We start from the raw sequence: 15,152 nt of genomic DNA on the forward strand, positions 1-15,152 counted from the left end.
CCGCCGCCGACATCTCCGACTACATCGTCGGCTTCTACAACAGCCGGCGCCTGCACTCAACCCTGGGTTATCTGCCTCCCAATGTCTATGAACGACAAATGGCCGAACGTGCCCTTATCGAGGTGTCCGAAATTACTTGACCAGCACAGTTGATGTGAAGCTGCGGGTGCGAAGGCTGCTGGCCCTCACCCTAACCCTCTCCCAGAGGGAGAGGGGACAAGAAAGAAGACAAATACAAGCAAGGACACGCCATGGCGTGTCCTTGTGGTTTCTGTATTCGGTTTCCTGTCTTCGGCTGTTGGCTGTTCGGTATTCCTTGTCCCCACCCCTTGTGGATGCGCCGAGGAGCGCAGGTTCAGGCGGATCAGGGATCGCGTTGTTTGAGCGTAGCGAGTTTAGCGAGACCCCGCCTGAACCGAGCACCGCAGGTTGCCCGCAGCGAAGCGGAGGGACGCAGCAACCAGGGTCGCCTTTTCTTTGGTGACTTTCTTTTGGCGAAGCAAAAGAAAGTTACTTGCTGCCGGGCAACCCCCGGCCAGCAGAATTCACAAAGGGTAGCGCTGCGGGAACACCAACGGCGCTAGAAAACATCAGCTCCAACCAGCGCAGGCACCTCCCCCACCCTCTCAGAAATCACCCGGCAAGCCTCCAGCAAAGGCGCAACATAAACCTCCTCCGGTTCCGCCTTCTGCCGAAACATCAAAGTACTCACACTGATCGCGGCCACAGGCAAGCCGCGGCTGCCGCGTATGACGGCTCCATAGCAAAAAATCCCCGCTTCATGCTCCTCGGCATCCACAGACCAGCCTTTGTCCCGCGTCACCTGCAACTGCTTGCGCAGATCAGCCAGCTTCACCAGCGTGTTGCCGGTGTAGCGCGGCAAAGACAGCCCCAGCAGCAGCGGCTCCAGCACGGCGGGCTCCAGCGCCGCCATGTAAGCCTTGCCAACCGCAGTCGCATGCAAGGCCACGCTGGTGCCAATGCGCGAGGCCATGCGCACCGCGCTCGGGCTTTCGAGTTTTTCGATGTAGACCATGGTGCTGCCGCTGGGCACGGCCAGGTGCACGGTTTCGCCGGTGAGGTCGCGCAATCGCTTGAGTTCGTCGACCGCGGCCAGGCGCAGGTCGGAGCGGCCCCAGCTGCGGCTGGCCAGCTGGATCAGGCGCGGGCCCAAGGCGAGCAATGCGCCGCGCTCGTTGTCGACCAGCAGGCCCTCGGCCACCAGGGCCGCGACGATGCGGTGCACCGTGGGACGCGGATAACCGCTGGCCTTGACCAGCGCGCCGACGTTGAGCGGCTGGTCTGAATCAGCGACCAGCTGCAGCACGTGCATGAATTTGGAGAACGCGGCCGTGCCGGCGACCTGTGACGCAGCAACGGTCGCTGCCATCACGACACCATGTAGCCGCCGTCCACCGGCAGGATCACGCCGGTCATGAAGCTGGCCGCCGGCGTGCAGAGAAACATCGCGGCCTCAGCCACGTCTTTCGGTGTGCCCCAGCGGCCCATGGGCGTGCGCGCCAGGATGGGGCCGGCGCGCGCCGGGTCGTCCTGCAGGGCTTGCGTGAGCGGCGTGGCGATCCAGCCGGGGGCGATGGCATTGACCCTGATGCCGTCGGGCGCATAGGCAATCGCCAGCGACTTGGTGAGCTGGGCGACGCCGCCCTTGCTGGCCGCGTAGCCGGGCACCAGGCCGCCGCCGAAAAAACTCAGCATGGAGGCGGTGTTGACGATGCAGCCGCGGCTGGCCTTGAGGCGCTCACGCACGGCGGTGCACACGCGCATGGTGCCGGTCAGGTTGACGGCCAGCACTTTTTCAAACACCTCGAGGTCATGCTCGGCACCGCGCTGGATGATGCCGGCGCAGTTGAAAACAATGTCCAGCGTGGCGATGCCGGCCAGCGCCGCGTCCAGGCTGGCCGCCGAGGTCACGTCGGCCTGGCGCACCTCGACGGCCGCATCCAGCGTGCCGTCGCCTCCGCCCAGCCCCAGGGCCGTGACTTCGGCGCCCAGCGCCGCGAGGTGGTTGGCGATGACGGCGCCTATGCCTTGCGTCGCGCCGGCGACGAGCGCGCGTTTGCCTTTGAAAAGGTCAGCCTGGTAAGTCATGCGTGTTTCCTGAAAAAGATGCGGCCGCGCTCAGCGGATGAATTGTTGGGTGTAGTCGGCGCCCAGGCCGACGGCCTCGAAGTGCTTGTTGCACATCTCTATCTTGGTGAACACGTCCTCATAGCCCATGCCCTTGCCGTAAGGGTCGGTGTAGTACATGACACCGTTGACCTGGAAGTAGGTGATCATTTCCTCCACGTCTTCGGGCACGTAGAGCGTGTGGGTTTCGCCGGGGGGCTCAAACACATAGCTGCCTTCGGTGGCCTCCCAGTCGTGCTCCAGGTAGCGCCAGCGGCCCTTGAGCACAAAGCCGTGCACCGCCTGCGGATGGCGGTGCCGGCTCAGCACGCCGGACTTGCGCACGCGCAGCAGGTTCATCCAGTAACCCTGGCTGGCATTGAGGCACAGCGGGCGGAACCAGACGTTCTCGGCCTGCGGCACCCAGAGCCGCTCATCGGTGGGAATGGCGTGTTGCACCACGATTTCCGGCCGCGCGTCGGGCGGGTTCGGGTACTGGTAGGGCATCAAAGGTGTCTGGTCGGGGGTGTCTACTGGCACGGTGTTTGTCCATATTGTGGATATGTGTCCATATTGTAGATTTCCAGGACTTCAAACGCGCGAGGACTTACCCTTAAACACCTAAGCAATACCTGAAACAGACTGGATAAACTAGGCCAACCCATCCGGCCCCGTGCCGAGCAATAACACGACGCTCCGAGGAGAAATCTCATGGCCCTGCCCTTCATCGTCACCCTTGCCTTGACCTTTCTTGCATGGGCTTTCGCGGCCATCGTGTCCCAGGGCATGGGCGACGCGATGACGTTGAGCGCTTCCGTCTGGCTCGCCACCGGGATCACCTTTGGCGCGCTGATGGTGGTCAAACCCGCCAAACGCCCGGCCGTGCTCGCCGGCGCCGCGCTGGCGGCGATCGCGCTGTCGCTGCTGGACGGCCTGGCGCTGCTGCCCGCACTGGCCTTTGGCGCCAACGAGGCGCTGGCCGCCAGCCTGGGCGCCTGGGTGGCGCGCCTGCTGCGCGCACCCGGCCCCGACGGCCGCAGCGAGCCGGGCAAGGCCTATGCGGGCTTCCTGGCGGGCGCGCTGCTCACTTCAGCGGTGGGCGCCAGCATCGCCATCGTGCTCTGGAGCTGGGCCCTGCCCCAGGCCATACCGATGCTGACGGAGTGGCGCGTGTGGGCCTGCACCACCTTCGTCGGCATCCTGCTGATCGCGCCGCTGGTCACTTCTTTTGCGGGCTTCAAGGTCAAGCGCTCGGGCGGCATGGCCACCAGCCAGTTCCTCGCGGGCGCGGGCACCTTTGTGCTGTTCTTCGTGGTGGCGGCGCTGATTTTCTCTGCCGACGTTTCGGACCGCTTCAGCGCCTCGCTGGGCCCCACGCTCACCTACCTGCCCCTGCCTTTCATGGTGGTTACCGCCATCCTCTGGAAAGAGCGCGGCGCCACGGTGGCCACGCTGCTGGGCGCGCTGGCGCTGATCGCCTGGACCAACGCCGGCGGCGGGCCTTTCGCCGAGGTTGAAGGCTTTCCCGGCGAGGCCGTGATCGAGGTCCAGGGTTATGTGGCCGTGATGGCGCTTCTGGTGGGCGTGGTCAACGTGCTGGGCGCCACCGCTGCCGAGGCGCTCGCGCAGGCGCAGGACTGGCGCACCCGCTACCGCCAGGTGCTGGACTCCAACCGCACCGTGGTCGCCAACTTCGACGCCAAAACCGGCGCCGCCCAATGGGGCGAAGGCGCCGGCGAGTTGCTGCGCACCGATGCCGCCGGCCTGCTCACCGTGCAGGACTTCATCGCCCACGCCGACCCGCTGGAGCAGCCCGCGCTGCAGGCCGACTGGCGCGACCTCACGCAGGGCCAGCGCGAGCATGCGCTGTGGAAGAACACCTTGCGCTGGAGCGACGGCCGCGTGGCCGCCGTGAGCGCGCGCCTGTCGGGCGTGCGCGGCGCCGACGGCCAGGTCGAGCAGGTGGCCGTGCTGCTGGAAGTCGAGGCCTGAGGTCATGGCCATGGACACCGCCGTCACGCCCCTCACGCCGCCGCCCGCAGCCGGGCCTGCGGTGGATAAAAGCACGCCCGCCGTTTTCCTGATCCACGGCCTGGGCGGCACGCAGTACGACCTGGGCTCCATGCACAAGCGGCTCAAGAACGCCGGTTTCGTCACGCACTCACTCACGCTGCCCGGCCACGGCACCACGCCCGAAGACCTGGTGAACGTGACCGCCGAGCAATGGATGGAAGCCGTCACGGCCAAGTACCACGAGGTGGCCGCGCAGCACGACAACTTCCACATCATGGGCATGTGCATGGGCGCGCTGCTGGCCACCGAGCTGGCCAAGCGCCAGAAGCACACACGCGGCAAGCTGATCGCCTTGGCCCCGCCCATCTACATCGACGGCTGGGCCACCGCCTGGTACACGCCGGCACGCCACCTGATGTATTACGTGCCCGGCGTTCCCGCGCGCATGAAGGTGGAGGAAGAAGACCCCTTCGGCATCAAGAACGAGCAGCTGCGCGCCATCGTCAAGGCCAAGTTCGCGCGCGGCGAAAACTTCCACTACCGCTGGGTGCCGCTGGCCTGCGTGCGCCAGGTCGACCGCCTGCGCCGCTGGGTCATGACGGACCTCAAGAACATGGCCAGCGAAACCCTGGTCATCCACGCGCGCGAAGACGAGCTCACCAGCCTGGCCTCAGCCAACTACCTGGTCGAACAAATCGGCGGCGCCAAGGCGCGCATGGTGGTGCTGGAGAACAGCTACCACATGATCTGCGTCGACAACGACCGCGAACAGGTGGCGCGCAACGTGCTGGAATTCTTCGGCGCCAGCAGCGCGGCCTCGCTGGGCATGGCGGTGGAAGACCCCAAGATGAGCAGCGAAGCGCTGCACGCTTTTGCGCAGGCGCTGCGCGCGTCGCTCGAAGCCGGCGACTTCGCCGGCATCTTCGCCAGGGGCGCTTCCGACATGGCTTGGTTCCAGCCCGGCGCCAACCGCGCCAGCGGCATCTACCGTGGCAACAAAGGCCTGCAGGCCATGCTGCCCTGGGCCGGCGAGGTGAAGTTCACCGCCTTCGGGCAAGCGGTGTTCAACGCCGGCATCGCCGTGCTGCCCGCCACGCTCACGGCGGCGGGGCTTATGTCGCAAGGCGTGCTGGCTTTTGCCGTGCGCTCGGGCCGGCTGCTGGACGCGCGCTGGTTCCCCGACGACGTGGCGCTGGAAGACGCCCACTTCGGCGCGCCCGTGGCGCCCGCTGGCCCCAGCGAGGCCGAGCGCGCTTTTGAAGCCGCCGGCATCGCCGTGAAAACACTGGCCAAGCCGCCCGGCAACGACGAGTTGCTGGCGCTTTATGCCTTCTACAAGCAGGCGACAGTGGGCGACGCGACGGGCGAGCGCCCCGGCATGATGGACGTGACCGGCCGCGCCAAATACGACGCCTGGGCCGGGCGCAAGGGCATGGGCCGCGAAGAGGCGATGGCGGCTTACGCGGCGCTGGTGGAAAAGCTCAGGGCCGCCTGAGCGCTCCCTGCAGGGTCAATCCATCAGGTCGGCGGGCACCTTGCCACCATTGGCCGCCAGCTTGTTCATGACCTGCTTGTGCAGCCAGATGTTCATGGTCGCGCTGTCATTCATGTCGCCGGTGTAGCCCAGCTCCTTCGCCAGTTCCTTGCGTTCGCCCAGGCTGCTGTCAAGGTGCAGGAGCTTCATCAGGTCGACGATGGAAGTCTTCCAGTTGAGCTTTTCCGGGTTCTTGCCGGCCATGTCGTTGAGCAGGGCTTCGACGTCCACCTGCTGCATGGGCGGCGCCGCGGGTGCCGGTGCAGGCGCCGCAGTCACAGTTCCAGGGGCGGCCGTCGGTGCGGCGTCGGGCGTTTGCAGCGAGGGAAAGATCTTGCCGAAAATTTTGCCGAGAATACTCATGGTGCGCCTCAGGATGGAGTTGAAAAATCCAGCCTAACACCGGGACGTGACGGCTTCTGTCAGACGTCACGCCAATCGCGGGGCATCGCGGCGAGGCGCCGCAGACGCTTTATTCCGCCCAGACCACCACACCGCTCCACGCCGTCGCCAGCACCACGATGCCGAAGGCGATGCGGTACCACGCAAACGGCACAAAGCTGTTGGTCGAGATGTAGCGCAGCAGCCAGCGCACGCACAGCCAGGCGCTGAAAAAGGAAAACACCAGGCCGACAGTGAACATCGGCAGGTCCGCCATCGACAGCAGCGCGCGTTCCTTGTAGAGGCTGTAGACGCCCGCGCCTATCAGCGTGGGCATGGCCAGGAAGAAGGAGAAATCGGTGGCGGCCTTGCGCGACAGGCCCAGCAGCATGCCCCCAATGATGGTCGCGCCGCTGCGGCTGGTGCCCGGGATCATCGCCAGGCACTGCACCAGGCCCACCTTGAGCGCGTCCATCATGGTCATGGCCTCGACCTCCTGGATGCGCGCCACGGCGGGGTTGTTCTGCTGGCGCTTTTCGGCCCACAAAATGATGAAGCCGCCGATGATGAAGGTGCTGGCCACCACGACCGGCGTGAACAGATGGGCCTTGATGGCCTTGCCGAACAGCAGGCCCAGCACCACCGCCGGCACAAAGGCCACCAGCACATTGAGCACGAATTGCTGCGCCTGTTTGTCGGTCGGCAGCGCCACCGCGGTCGCGCGTATTTTTTGCCAGTACACCAGGATGACCGCAAAGATGGCGCCGGTCTGGATCGCGATGTCGAAGACCTTGGCCTTGTCGTCGTCAAAACCGAGCAGGGAACCGGCCAGTATCAGGTGGCCGGTTGAAGAGATGGGAAGGAACTCGGTCAGTCCTTCGACGATGCCCATGACGGCGGCTTTGATCAACAGTGCGATATCCAATGCTGGCTCCAAAAAATGTAGCTGTGATTATGGCCGCAGGCTCCTGAAGAACGCCTTAAGCGGACCTGCACCCTGGCGGCGACCCAAAATTTGCAACAGCCACGTTGCAGGTGCAAAATTTTGTCCCCTATCGCCAACGGAGCAACAGCCATGCAACTGACGCCGCTGATCGCCATTCACCTGTCCGCCGCCGCAAGCGCCATCGTCCTCGGGCCGGTCGCGCTGTGGGCACGCAAGGGGCGCCTGCAGCGGCCCAAGCTGCACCGCGCTTTCGGGTATGCCTTCGTGACAATGATGCTGGTCACCGCCGCAACGGCGGTTTTCATCCGCGACTACGACTATCCGAATATCGCCGGCTACACGCCCATTCACCTGCTGGTGCCCTTTGCGCTGTTCAGCCTGATTGGCGCGTTCTGGCATTTGGGCCACGGCAACATCACGGGCCACCGCAAGGCCATGCAGGGCCTCTACATTGGCGCATGCCTTGTGGCGGGTGTGTTCACGCTGATGCCCGACCGCTACCTCGGCAAGCTCTTGTGGGCCCAGCTCGGCCTGCTCTGAGCGCTCTGCGCATCACGCCATAAAACGCAGGCCGCAACCAGCAGGAGCCGCGGGACTGGCTTCGCCAGACCGCAGGCGCCGCCCCCTTGAGGGGGGAACAAGCTACACGCAGTGAGCTTGGACGGGGGTGGGCAAATTTCACCGCCCCCTTGAGGGGGGAACAGGCTACACGCAGTGAGCCTGGACGGGGGCGAACCAATGTGGTTCAGAAATAAGCCATTTCGGTGCGTTTTACGGGTGAAACGAACCAATCCAAATCATTAGTAAAACTAATCTACTCTCATATTCAAGCAGAAGTAGGTCAACCCTACTATCGCTTCACAGGGCTGAAATCTACATTCAGTTACACCCACTCAACTCCAGGTTTCACCATGACCCAAAGCACCACGCGCCGCCATACCCTGGCTGCCCTGACCGCCGCTGTTGTCGCAGGCTCCGCCCTGCTGTCCGGCTGCGACAACCCGCCCGACACCATCAAGATCGGCGTCGCCCAGCCCCTGTCGGGCAACCTGGCCGCGCTGGGTCAGGATTTGCACAACGGCGTGAAGATGGCCGTGGACGAGCTCAACAAGGAAGGCTTCCAGATCAAGGGCAAGACGGTCAAGATCGAAATCATCGCGATGGACGACCGCTCCGATCCGAAAGCCGGCGTGGAAGTCGCCAAACAGCTGATCGACGCCGGCGTGGTCGCCGTGATCGGCAACCTCAATTCCGGCGTCAGCATCCCGGCCGCGCCGGTCTATGCCGAAAAGCACATCGCCCAGCTGGCCATCTCGACCAACCCCAAGTTCACCGAACTCGGTTTGGACACCACCTTCCGCCTGGTCGCCAACGACAACCTGCAGGCCCGCGCCATCGGCTCCTTCGCCGCCAACCAGCTCAATGCCAACAAGTTCGCCGTCGTCGACGACGGCACCACCTACGGCAAGGGCCTGGCCACCGGCGCCGCGGCCGAGCTCAAGAAGGCCAACAAGGAAGTGGTGGTCACCTATTCGTCCGACGACAAGACCACCGCCTTCGACGACCTGGCCGCCAAGATCAAGGCCGGCAACGTCGAGGTCATCGTCTCCACGCAGGGCGACTTCCAGATCCTCGCGCTGATGGAAGCGCTCAAGAAGATCGACTACACGCAGCAGGTCAGCATCCTGGGCGGCGACACCATCAAGACCACCGCCATGCTCAAGGGCAGCGACGTCGTCAAGGGCCTGTACGCCACCTCGCCCATCCTGGACGCCAAGGAGTTCGTCAACGGCAAGGCCTTCCTGAGCAAGTACCAGGACACCTTCAAGATGGAGCCGGCCTACGGCGGCCACTACACCTATGACGCGATGTACATCCTGGCCGGCGCCATGCGGCGCGCCAACTCGGTCAAGCCCGAAAAAATCACCCAGACCCTGCGTACCTTCGACGGCTACGCGCCCATCACCGGCTCCATGAAGTGGGACGCCGTGGGCGAGCAGCGCTACGGCGTGGTCGGTGTTTACGCCGTGCGCAAAGGGGTATGGGACCTGCAACTGCGCTCCGACCGCTGGTAGGCTAAGCTCCCGGTCGTCATGACCGAGCCCACCACACCCTCCTCCAGCGCACCCTCCACCACAAGCACCACGCCAGCCGAAGTCCTGGACTTCTGGCTGGGCGACGGCATCGAAAACGAATGGCCCACGCAGGACCAGGCCAAACGCTGGTTCAGCGGCGGCGCCGAACTCGACGCCGACATCCGCGCCCGCTTCGGCGCGGACGTCACCACCGCCGTGGCCGACGGCCTGCGCGAGTGGGAGCAGCCGCCCCTCACGCGCCTGGCGCTGGTCATCCTGCTCGACCAGTTCACCCGCAACGTCTTTCGCGGCAAGGCCCAGGCCTTTGCCGGCGATGCGCGCGCCCAGCAGCTGGTGCTGCGTACCATCACGGCCGGTGAAGACCGGCAACTGCCCTGGGCCGGCCGCGTCTTTCTCTACATGCCGTTGATGCACGCCGAAAACCTCGCGCTGCAGGACGAGTGCGTGGCCAGCTTCACCCGGCTGGTCGCCGACGCACCCGGGTCGCTGAAGGTCCGCCTGCAGGACAACCTCGACTTCGCGCGCAAGCACCGGGACATCGTCGTGCGCTTCGGGCGTTTTCCGTATCGCAATGCGGCCCTGGGGCGCACCGACACGCCCGAGGAAAAGGACTTCCTCGTCAAAGGCCCGCGTTTCGGGCAGTAAGAGCCCCCACGGTCGCGCACTTCGTGTCGCTCCCTGCCCCCCGAGGGGGCCGCCCGCCTGCGGTCTGGCAAAGCCAGTCCCGCGGCTCATGCTGGGTTTGAAGAGTTCTGTGGCTACGACTGGTGATGAAGGTCTTCACCAGTGGGGGCCGCGGGTCCGGCTTTGCCGGCCCCAGGCGCCGCCCCCTTGAGGGGGGAACGGGCTACACGAAGTGAGCCTGGACGGGGGGGAGTTTTTTTGAATCCATCCTGGTTCTCGCCGCGTATCCCCATCAGGACGCGCCGCCATACCGCTCACAACAAAGGCTGGTCGTCTCACCAACGCCGGCCCGCTTGGGGCCGGTCCACAACCTTCGAGGAGTTCAACAATGATGATGCGTCCCTTCACAATTTCCGCCTCCGTGCTCGCCGTCTCCCTGCTCGCCGCCTGCGGCAGCATGTCGCCCATGCAACCCATGTACTCGCAGGCCAACCTGCCCGCCGCCGTCCAGGTGCCGGCCGGCAACAAGGTCGCGATGGAAACCGTGGGTGTGGGCGAGATCACCTACCAGTGCAGCCCGAAGAAAGACATGGCCGGCCAGTTTGAATGGGTCTTCGTCGGCCCCGATGCCAAGCTCAACGACCGCGCCGGCAAACAGGTCGGCAAGTACTACGGCCCGCCCGCCACCTGGGAAAGCATGGACGGCTCCAAATTGACCGCCACACAAATCGCCGTCGCCCCCAACGGCACAGGCAACATTCCTTCGCAGCTCGTCAAGGCCAACCCGGCCATGGGCAGCGGCGCCATGAGCGGCGTCAGCTACATCCAGCGCGTGGACACCCGCGGCGGCGTCGCCCCCGCCATGGCCTGCGCCGCCGGCAACGCGGGCGCCAAACAGGTCGTGAAATACCAGGCCGACTACATCTTCTACAAGGCGATGTAAGGCGCCACTGCGCTTTTTTCCGTTAAGGGTGAGCGACCAGTTCTGAACTGTCAGGCGGAGCTGGTTTTCAGGCCCGCAGGCTGCCGCAAGGCCGGCCCGTGGGCTTTTTTGCGCCTGGCCTCACAACCTTCCGCCGCGCCGTCAGGCGCTGCGGGCAAGCGCTGGCAGCAAGCCTGCGCGGCGTCCTACAGCGGTTTTACGCCCCCCGGGTTTTACTGCATAGCGACACACAAGCACACCAACAAGCAAACGGGGAACCTCATCATGAAAAGCACGCACAACACCCTTTGGGCCTATACCAAAAGCGCGGCGGTCACCGTCGCCATGGTCACCGGCACCGCCACCCTGATGGTCGCCTGCTCCGGCGTCGCGCCGCTGCCCAAGCAATACACCCAGGACCAGCTCGACGCCACGATCACCGTGCCGCCCGGCAATGTCGTCGCGCTTGAAACCACCGCCAGCGGCCTGCTGCACTACGAGTGCAAGGCCAATGCCACCACCGCCGGCACCATAGGCTGGGTGCTGGTGCGCCCCGAAGCCGAACTGGTCGATCGCACCGGCAAGACCGTCGTGAAATACTCCGGCCCGCCCGCCACCTGGACGCACATGGACGGCTCCAGCGTCGTCGGCACCCAGGTCGCCCTGGCACCCCGCGTGGGCGCCACCAACCTGCCGCAGCAGCTGTCCACCGGCGCTTCGGGCTCCACGCCCGGCGTGCTGCAAAACGTCACCTACATCCAGCGCATCAAGACCAAGGGCGGCCAGGACCTGAGCAAAGCCTGCACCCAGGCCGACCTCGGCGACAAGCTGACCACGTCTTACCAGGCTGACTACATCTTCTGGAAAGCCTCTTAAGGGGGTTGTTCCAGGCGCGCTGAAAAGCGCGCCCGTCCATGGCTGCTGAGCGGCCCTGGAACCAAAGCCCGCGGGACCTGTTCCGCGGGCTTTTCTGTTGGTGCCCAAACCTTTGCGCCGGGCGCACTGCCGACGTTTCCCCGCACCTTGTCCCCCTGCCCGCCTACAGACCAACCGGCGCGGTCCTGCTGTACTGGGGCTTGATCCCTGTCCCTCTTTCCTTGAAAGCTGCCGTGAACACTCCCAAAGCCAAAGCCTTTCGCCATTCCCCGGTGGTCCCGCTGCGAAACGCCCTGCTGCTGGCCGGCGCCGTGGCCGCGCTCAGCGCCTGCGGCCTGCGCCAGCCCCGCCCCGAGGCCGTGCAGGCCCAGCAAACCCTGCCCGAGTCCCTGCGCGTGCCCGCGGGCCACACGGCGGTGCTCGAAGCCCAGGGCCGGGGCGACCTGCTCTACGAATGCCAGGCCGTCAAACGCGCGCCCTATGAATACGCCTGGCTGCTGCTGTCCCCGGGCATCCGGCTGGCCGATGGCGCCGGCAACACCGTGACCTATTTCCCCGGTGCCCGGGCGCGCTGGGTGCACAGCGACGGCTCCAAAGTCAGCGCCAAGGAACTCGTCGAAGTGCCCGGCGACAGCAAAAACCTGCCGCTGCTGCGCGCCCTGGTCGGCCCGTCCGACACCCCCGGCGCCCTCGCCAACATCAGCTACATCCAGAGCCGCTACACCGCAGCCGGCGTGGTGGCCAACCCGCCCTGCACCGCCTCCACCCTGGGCATGCGCGTCTCCGTACCCTACGAAGCCGATTACATCTTCTGGCGCGCGGCCGGCTGAACAGCCTGCCCGTTCGCCCAGAACCTGTTTCGCCGCCGTGGTACTGAGCTTGTCTCACCACCGTTCGCCCTGAGCCTGTCGAAGGGCTTCGACAAGCTCAGCCCGAACGGTGTGCTGTTCTGAGTGGCCCAGACACCACGAAACTGCGCCCATAAAAAAAGCCCGCATGAAGCGGGCTTTTTGCTGGCAGGGCCGGTTGGCTTAGCGCTGGTAATACACCGGCGCTGCGCGGTAGCCGGGGCCGTAACCATGGCCGGGGCGCGGCGCCTGCACGTAGCCGCCGTGCGGCCTGTGGCCATGGCGCGGGGGCGCGTAGTACACAGGACGCGGCGCGTAATACACGGGCGCCGGCCTCACATACACAGGGCGAGGGTAGTACACCGGCGCGGGCTGGTAATACACGGGGGCCGGCTGCACATACACGGGTTGCTGGTACACCGGCTGCTGGTACACCGGGTAGGCATTGGTCACGCCCACCGCCACGCCCGGAACGCCTATGCCCACGGAAAACGACACGTTGTCGCGGGCCTGGGCGGCGCCCGCAAAGCCCAGGGCGGCCACGGCCAGCGTGGCGGCGGCGCCTGCCAGTGCGAGGGAGCGGTTTGCTTTGATGGCTGTCTTCATAAGATTTCTCCTTGGGAGTGAAGGGCGCGAAATGCCCATGTGTTGATTAAACGCAGCACTTGCGTAACCGCGTACCGCACGCCCCGTGAAGAGCGTAGCCAAACGTAAGTGCTTCGGGTAAGCCCTAAAATCGGCCCATGACCACCCCCGTACCCACAAACGCCGCCGCAGCCCCCGCCGACAAAGAAACCCACAAGCCCAGCAACTTCCTGCGCCAGATCATCGAAAAAGACCTGGCCGAAGGCACTTACGCCGAGCGCCGCTGGGGCGGCAGCCCCGGGGATGCCGCCCACCACGCCGCCGGCCAGCCCGACCCGGCCAGGGTGCGCCTGCGCTTTCCGCCCGAGCCGAACGGCTATTTACATGTGGGCCACGCCAAAAGCATTTGCCTGAACTTCGGCCTCGCGCGCGACTACGGCGGTGTCTGCCACCTGCGCTTTGACGACACCAACCCCGAAAAAGAAGACACCGAATACGTCGACAGCATCATCGACGCCGTCAAATGGCTGGGTTACGACTGGGCACAGATTGGCAACGGCAAGGGTGACGACAAACCCTACCAGGCCAGCGACTACTTCGACTTCATGTACCGCGCCGCCGAATACCTGGTTGAAAGCGGCAACGCCTACGTCGACGAACAGAGCGCCGAAGAAATGCGCCTGAACCGCGGCGATTTCGGCAAGCCCGGCACCGACAGCCCCTTCCGCGGCCGCACACCCGCCGAGAATCTGGCGCGCTTTCGCGAAATGCGCGACGGCAAGCTGGCCGACGGCGCTGCCGTGCTGCGCGCCAAAATCGACATGGCCTCGCCCAACATCAACATGCGCGACCCGGCCATCTACCGCATACGCCGCGCCCACCACCACAACACCGGCGACAAGTGGTGCATCTACCCCATGTACACCTTCGCCCACCCGGTCGAAGACGCGCTCGAGCAGATCACCCACAGCATCTGCACCCTGGAGTTTGAAGACCAGCGCCCCTTCTACGACTGGCTGCTGGACCGCCTCGCGGAAGGCAAGCTCATCGCCACGCCGCACCCGCGCCAGTACGAGTTCGCACGCCTGAACCTCAGCTACGTGCTCACCAGCAAACGCAAGCTGGCCCAGCTCGTCAATGAAAAGCGCGTCAGCGGCTGGGACGACCCCCGCATGCCCACCATCGTCGGCCTGCGCCGCCGCGGCTACACGCCCGAGGCCCTGCAGCTGTTCGCCGAACGCATAGGCGTCACCAAAAGCGACAGCTGGATCGACTACAGCACCCTCGAAGGCGCGCTGCGCGACACCCTGGACCCGATTGCCCCGCGCGCCATGGCCGTGCTGGATCCCGTCAAGCTCGTGCTCACCAACTGGGATGAAGTGATGGGCGCGGGCAAGCTCGACGACTGCAGCGCGCCCCTGCACCCGCACCACGAAGAGATGGGCAAACGACACTTCAAGATCGGCAAGGAAGTCTGGATTGAACGCACCGACTACGAAGAAACCCCGCCCAAGGGCTTCTTCCGCCTGTTCCCGCCCCACACCAACGCCAGCAAACAAGCGATTGCCGGCAGCAAGGTCCGCCTCAAATACGGCCACGTCATTGAATGCACAGGCGCTGTCAAAGACGCCGACGGCAAGGTCACCGAAGTCCACGCCACCCTGATCCCCGACACCAAGAGCGGCACGCCTGGCTCGGACAACATCAAGGTCAAGGGCGTGATCACCTGGGTCGGCGTGAACGACGCCGTCGAAGCCGAAGTCCGCCTCTACGACCGCCTGTTCACCGCCGAACACCCGGGCACCGGCGACAAGGACTTCCTCGACGAACTGAACCCCAACAGCCTCAAGACAGCGGCGGCGTATGTCGAGCCATCACTCACCAAGGTGCCGGCCGGCACGCGCTTCCAGTTTGAGCGGCATGGGTACTTTGTGACGGATGCCAAGGATCATCTGATTGGAGGAGAGGGTAAGCCCGTATTCAATCGCGTCACGGGTATGAAAGACTCATTCGGCAAATAGCCAAAACCAAGCTATATGTATTGACCAGCGCGTGTTGAATTCCGTCGAAATCTGATCCACTTAACGCAGTAATTTCCATCCAAATCTGACCCACGTAGGCACTACCCTGCTTGTTTTAAAAGCAGGGGAAATTAGGAGTGATAGACGTGGCGACATTGAATGTCATCAGACGCTGGGCA

The 15,152-nt window shown here is 64.9% G+C and carries 16 protein-coding genes; 10 read left to right on the forward strand and 6 right to left on the reverse strand.

Annotation, left to right across the window (positions count from 1 at the left end; translation table 11 throughout):
* Positions 1–140, forward strand: a 140-nt coding sequence (locus ACLV74_RS24505) for an IS3 family transposase (protein WP_411878256.1), incomplete at its 5' end; no start/stop codon positions are given.
* Positions 141–580: 440 nt separating this feature from the next.
* On the opposite strand, the gene ACLV74_RS24510 is transcribed toward ACLV74_RS24505, so the two are convergent.
* The 3 genes from ACLV74_RS24510 to ACLV74_RS24520 are packed head-to-tail and all read right to left on the reverse strand — an operon-like array spanning position 581 to position 2,634.
* Positions 581–1,390: an IclR family transcriptional regulator gene (locus ACLV74_RS24510; RefSeq protein WP_411882035.1), complete on the reverse strand. Its 810-nt coding sequence runs from the start codon at positions 1,388–1,390 to the stop codon at positions 581–583.
* The gene (locus ACLV74_RS24515; protein WP_411882036.1) at positions 1,390–2,109 is read right to left on the reverse strand and encodes an SDR family NAD(P)-dependent oxidoreductase; all 720 of its coding nucleotides are present in this window, start codon (positions 2,107–2,109) and stop codon (positions 1,390–1,392) included. The genes ACLV74_RS24510 and ACLV74_RS24515 overlap by 1 nt, the downstream gene beginning before the upstream one ends.
* 30 nt (positions 2,110–2,139) lie before the next feature.
* Positions 2,140–2,634 (reverse strand): 2,4'-dihydroxyacetophenone dioxygenase family protein, encoded by a 495-nt coding sequence (locus ACLV74_RS24520; RefSeq protein WP_411882048.1) that lies wholly within the window; start codon positions 2,632–2,634, stop codon positions 2,140–2,142.
* Positions 2,635–2,838: 204 nt separating this feature from the next.
* Between ACLV74_RS24520 and ACLV74_RS24525 the strand changes: the two genes are divergently transcribed.
* Positions 2,839–4,119 carry an MASE1 domain-containing protein gene (locus ACLV74_RS24525; protein ID WP_411882037.1) on the forward strand — a complete coding sequence of 427 codons (1,281 nt, stop codon included), beginning with the start codon at positions 2,839–2,841 and terminating at the stop codon, positions 4,117–4,119.
* Positions 4,120–4,129: 10 nt separating this feature from the next.
* Positions 4,130–5,635: an acyl-CoA-binding protein gene (locus ACLV74_RS24530; protein WP_411882038.1), complete on the forward strand. Its 1,506-nt coding sequence runs from the start codon at positions 4,130–4,132 to the stop codon at positions 5,633–5,635.
* Between the two features lie 15 nt (positions 5,636–5,650).
* Here the strand turns inward: ACLV74_RS24530 and ACLV74_RS24535 are convergent, their stop codons facing one another.
* On the reverse strand, positions 5,651–6,037 hold the full coding sequence (locus tag ACLV74_RS24535; RefSeq protein WP_411882039.1) for a DUF3597 domain-containing protein: 387 nt from the start codon (positions 6,035–6,037) through the stop codon (positions 5,651–5,653).
* A 109-nt stretch (positions 6,038–6,146) separates the two neighbouring features.
* Positions 6,147–6,980 carry an undecaprenyl-diphosphate phosphatase gene (locus tag ACLV74_RS24540; protein ID WP_411882040.1) on the reverse strand — a complete coding sequence of 278 codons (834 nt, stop codon included), beginning with the start codon at positions 6,978–6,980 and terminating at the stop codon, positions 6,147–6,149.
* Between the two features lie 150 nt (positions 6,981–7,130).
* On the opposite strand from ACLV74_RS24540, the gene ACLV74_RS24545 reads away from it, so the two are divergent.
* The 6 genes from ACLV74_RS24545 to ACLV74_RS24570 all read left to right on the forward strand — a co-directional run bounded on the left by ACLV74_RS24545 (position 7,131) and on the right by ACLV74_RS24570 (position 12,349).
* Positions 7,131–7,541, forward strand: coding sequence for a DUF2306 domain-containing protein (locus tag ACLV74_RS24545; RefSeq protein ID WP_411882041.1), 411 nt, complete (start codon positions 7,131–7,133; stop codon positions 7,539–7,541).
* Positions 7,542–7,912: 371 nt separating this feature from the next.
* Complete coding sequence (locus tag ACLV74_RS24550) at positions 7,913–9,076, forward strand: branched-chain amino acid ABC transporter substrate-binding protein (RefSeq protein ID WP_411882042.1); 1,164 nt, start codon at positions 7,913–7,915, stop codon at positions 9,074–9,076.
* A gap of 18 nt (positions 9,077–9,094) precedes the next feature.
* The gene (locus ACLV74_RS24555; protein WP_411882043.1) at positions 9,095–9,742 is read left to right on the forward strand and encodes a DUF924 family protein; all 648 of its coding nucleotides are present in this window, start codon (positions 9,095–9,097) and stop codon (positions 9,740–9,742) included.
* Between the two features lie 370 nt (positions 9,743–10,112).
* On the forward strand, positions 10,113–10,664 hold the full coding sequence (locus ACLV74_RS24560) for a DUF3455 domain-containing protein (protein ID WP_411882049.1): 552 nt from the start codon (positions 10,113–10,115) through the stop codon (positions 10,662–10,664).
* 264 nt (positions 10,665–10,928) lie between these two features.
* On the forward strand, positions 10,929–11,519 hold the full coding sequence (locus ACLV74_RS24565; RefSeq protein WP_411882044.1) for a DUF3455 domain-containing protein: 591 nt from the start codon (positions 10,929–10,931) through the stop codon (positions 11,517–11,519).
* 233 nt (positions 11,520–11,752) lie between these two features.
* Entirely contained in the window at positions 11,753–12,349 is a 597-nt protein-coding gene (locus tag ACLV74_RS24570; protein WP_411882045.1) for a DUF3455 domain-containing protein, read from the forward strand.
* Positions 12,350–12,550: 201 nt separating this feature from the next.
* On the opposite strand, the gene ACLV74_RS24575 is transcribed toward ACLV74_RS24570, so the two are convergent.
* Positions 12,551–12,973 (reverse strand): hypothetical protein, encoded by a 423-nt coding sequence (locus tag ACLV74_RS24575; RefSeq protein ID WP_411882046.1) that lies wholly within the window; start codon positions 12,971–12,973, stop codon positions 12,551–12,553.
* Between the two features lie 137 nt (positions 12,974–13,110).
* Here ACLV74_RS24575 and ACLV74_RS24580 point away from each other — a divergent pair, with 137 nt between their 5' ends.
* Complete coding sequence (locus ACLV74_RS24580) at positions 13,111–14,973, forward strand: glutamine--tRNA ligase/YqeY domain fusion protein (RefSeq protein WP_411882047.1); 1,863 nt, start codon at positions 13,111–13,113, stop codon at positions 14,971–14,973.
* The last annotated feature ends 179 nt before the right edge of the window (positions 14,974–15,152 follow it).

Source organism: Polaromonas sp. YR568, from assembly GCF_943369415.1.
Lineage (GTDB): Bacteria > Pseudomonadota > Gammaproteobacteria > Burkholderiales > Burkholderiaceae_C > Polaromonas.

Coding starts and splice junctions, on each gene's coding strand:
- ACLV74_RS24530 (WP_411882038.1), top strand. CDS start 4,130: ATGGACACCGCCGTCACGCCCCTCACGCCGCCGCCCGCAGCCGGGCCT.
- ACLV74_RS24560 (WP_411882049.1), top strand. CDS start 10,113: ATGATGCGTCCCTTCACAATTTCCGCCTCCGTGCTCGCCGTCTCCCTG.
- ACLV74_RS24555 (WP_411882043.1), top strand. CDS start 9,095: ATGACCGAGCCCACCACACCCTCCTCCAGCGCACCCTCCACCACAAGC.
- ACLV74_RS24535 (WP_411882039.1), bottom strand. CDS start 6,037: ATGAGTATTCTCGGCAAAATTTTCGGCAAGATCTTTCCCTCGCTGCAA.
- ACLV74_RS24525 (WP_411882037.1), top strand. CDS start 2,839: ATGGCCCTGCCCTTCATCGTCACCCTTGCCTTGACCTTTCTTGCATGG.
- ACLV74_RS24520 (WP_411882048.1), bottom strand. CDS start 2,634: ATGCCCTACCAGTACCCGAACCCGCCCGACGCGCGGCCGGAAATCGTG.
- ACLV74_RS24550 (WP_411882042.1), top strand. CDS start 7,913: ATGACCCAAAGCACCACGCGCCGCCATACCCTGGCTGCCCTGACCGCC.
- ACLV74_RS24575 (WP_411882046.1), bottom strand. CDS start 12,973: ATGAAGACAGCCATCAAAGCAAACCGCTCCCTCGCACTGGCAGGCGCC.
- ACLV74_RS24510 (WP_411882035.1), bottom strand. CDS start 1,390: ATGGCAGCGACCGTTGCTGCGTCACAGGTCGCCGGCACGGCCGCGTTC.
- ACLV74_RS24515 (WP_411882036.1), bottom strand. CDS start 2,109: ATGACTTACCAGGCTGACCTTTTCAAAGGCAAACGCGCGCTCGTCGCC.
- ACLV74_RS24565 (WP_411882044.1), top strand. CDS start 10,929: ATGAAAAGCACGCACAACACCCTTTGGGCCTATACCAAAAGCGCGGCG.
- ACLV74_RS24545 (WP_411882041.1), top strand. CDS start 7,131: ATGCAACTGACGCCGCTGATCGCCATTCACCTGTCCGCCGCCGCAAGC.
- ACLV74_RS24580 (WP_411882047.1), top strand. CDS start 13,111: ATGACCACCCCCGTACCCACAAACGCCGCCGCAGCCCCCGCCGACAAA.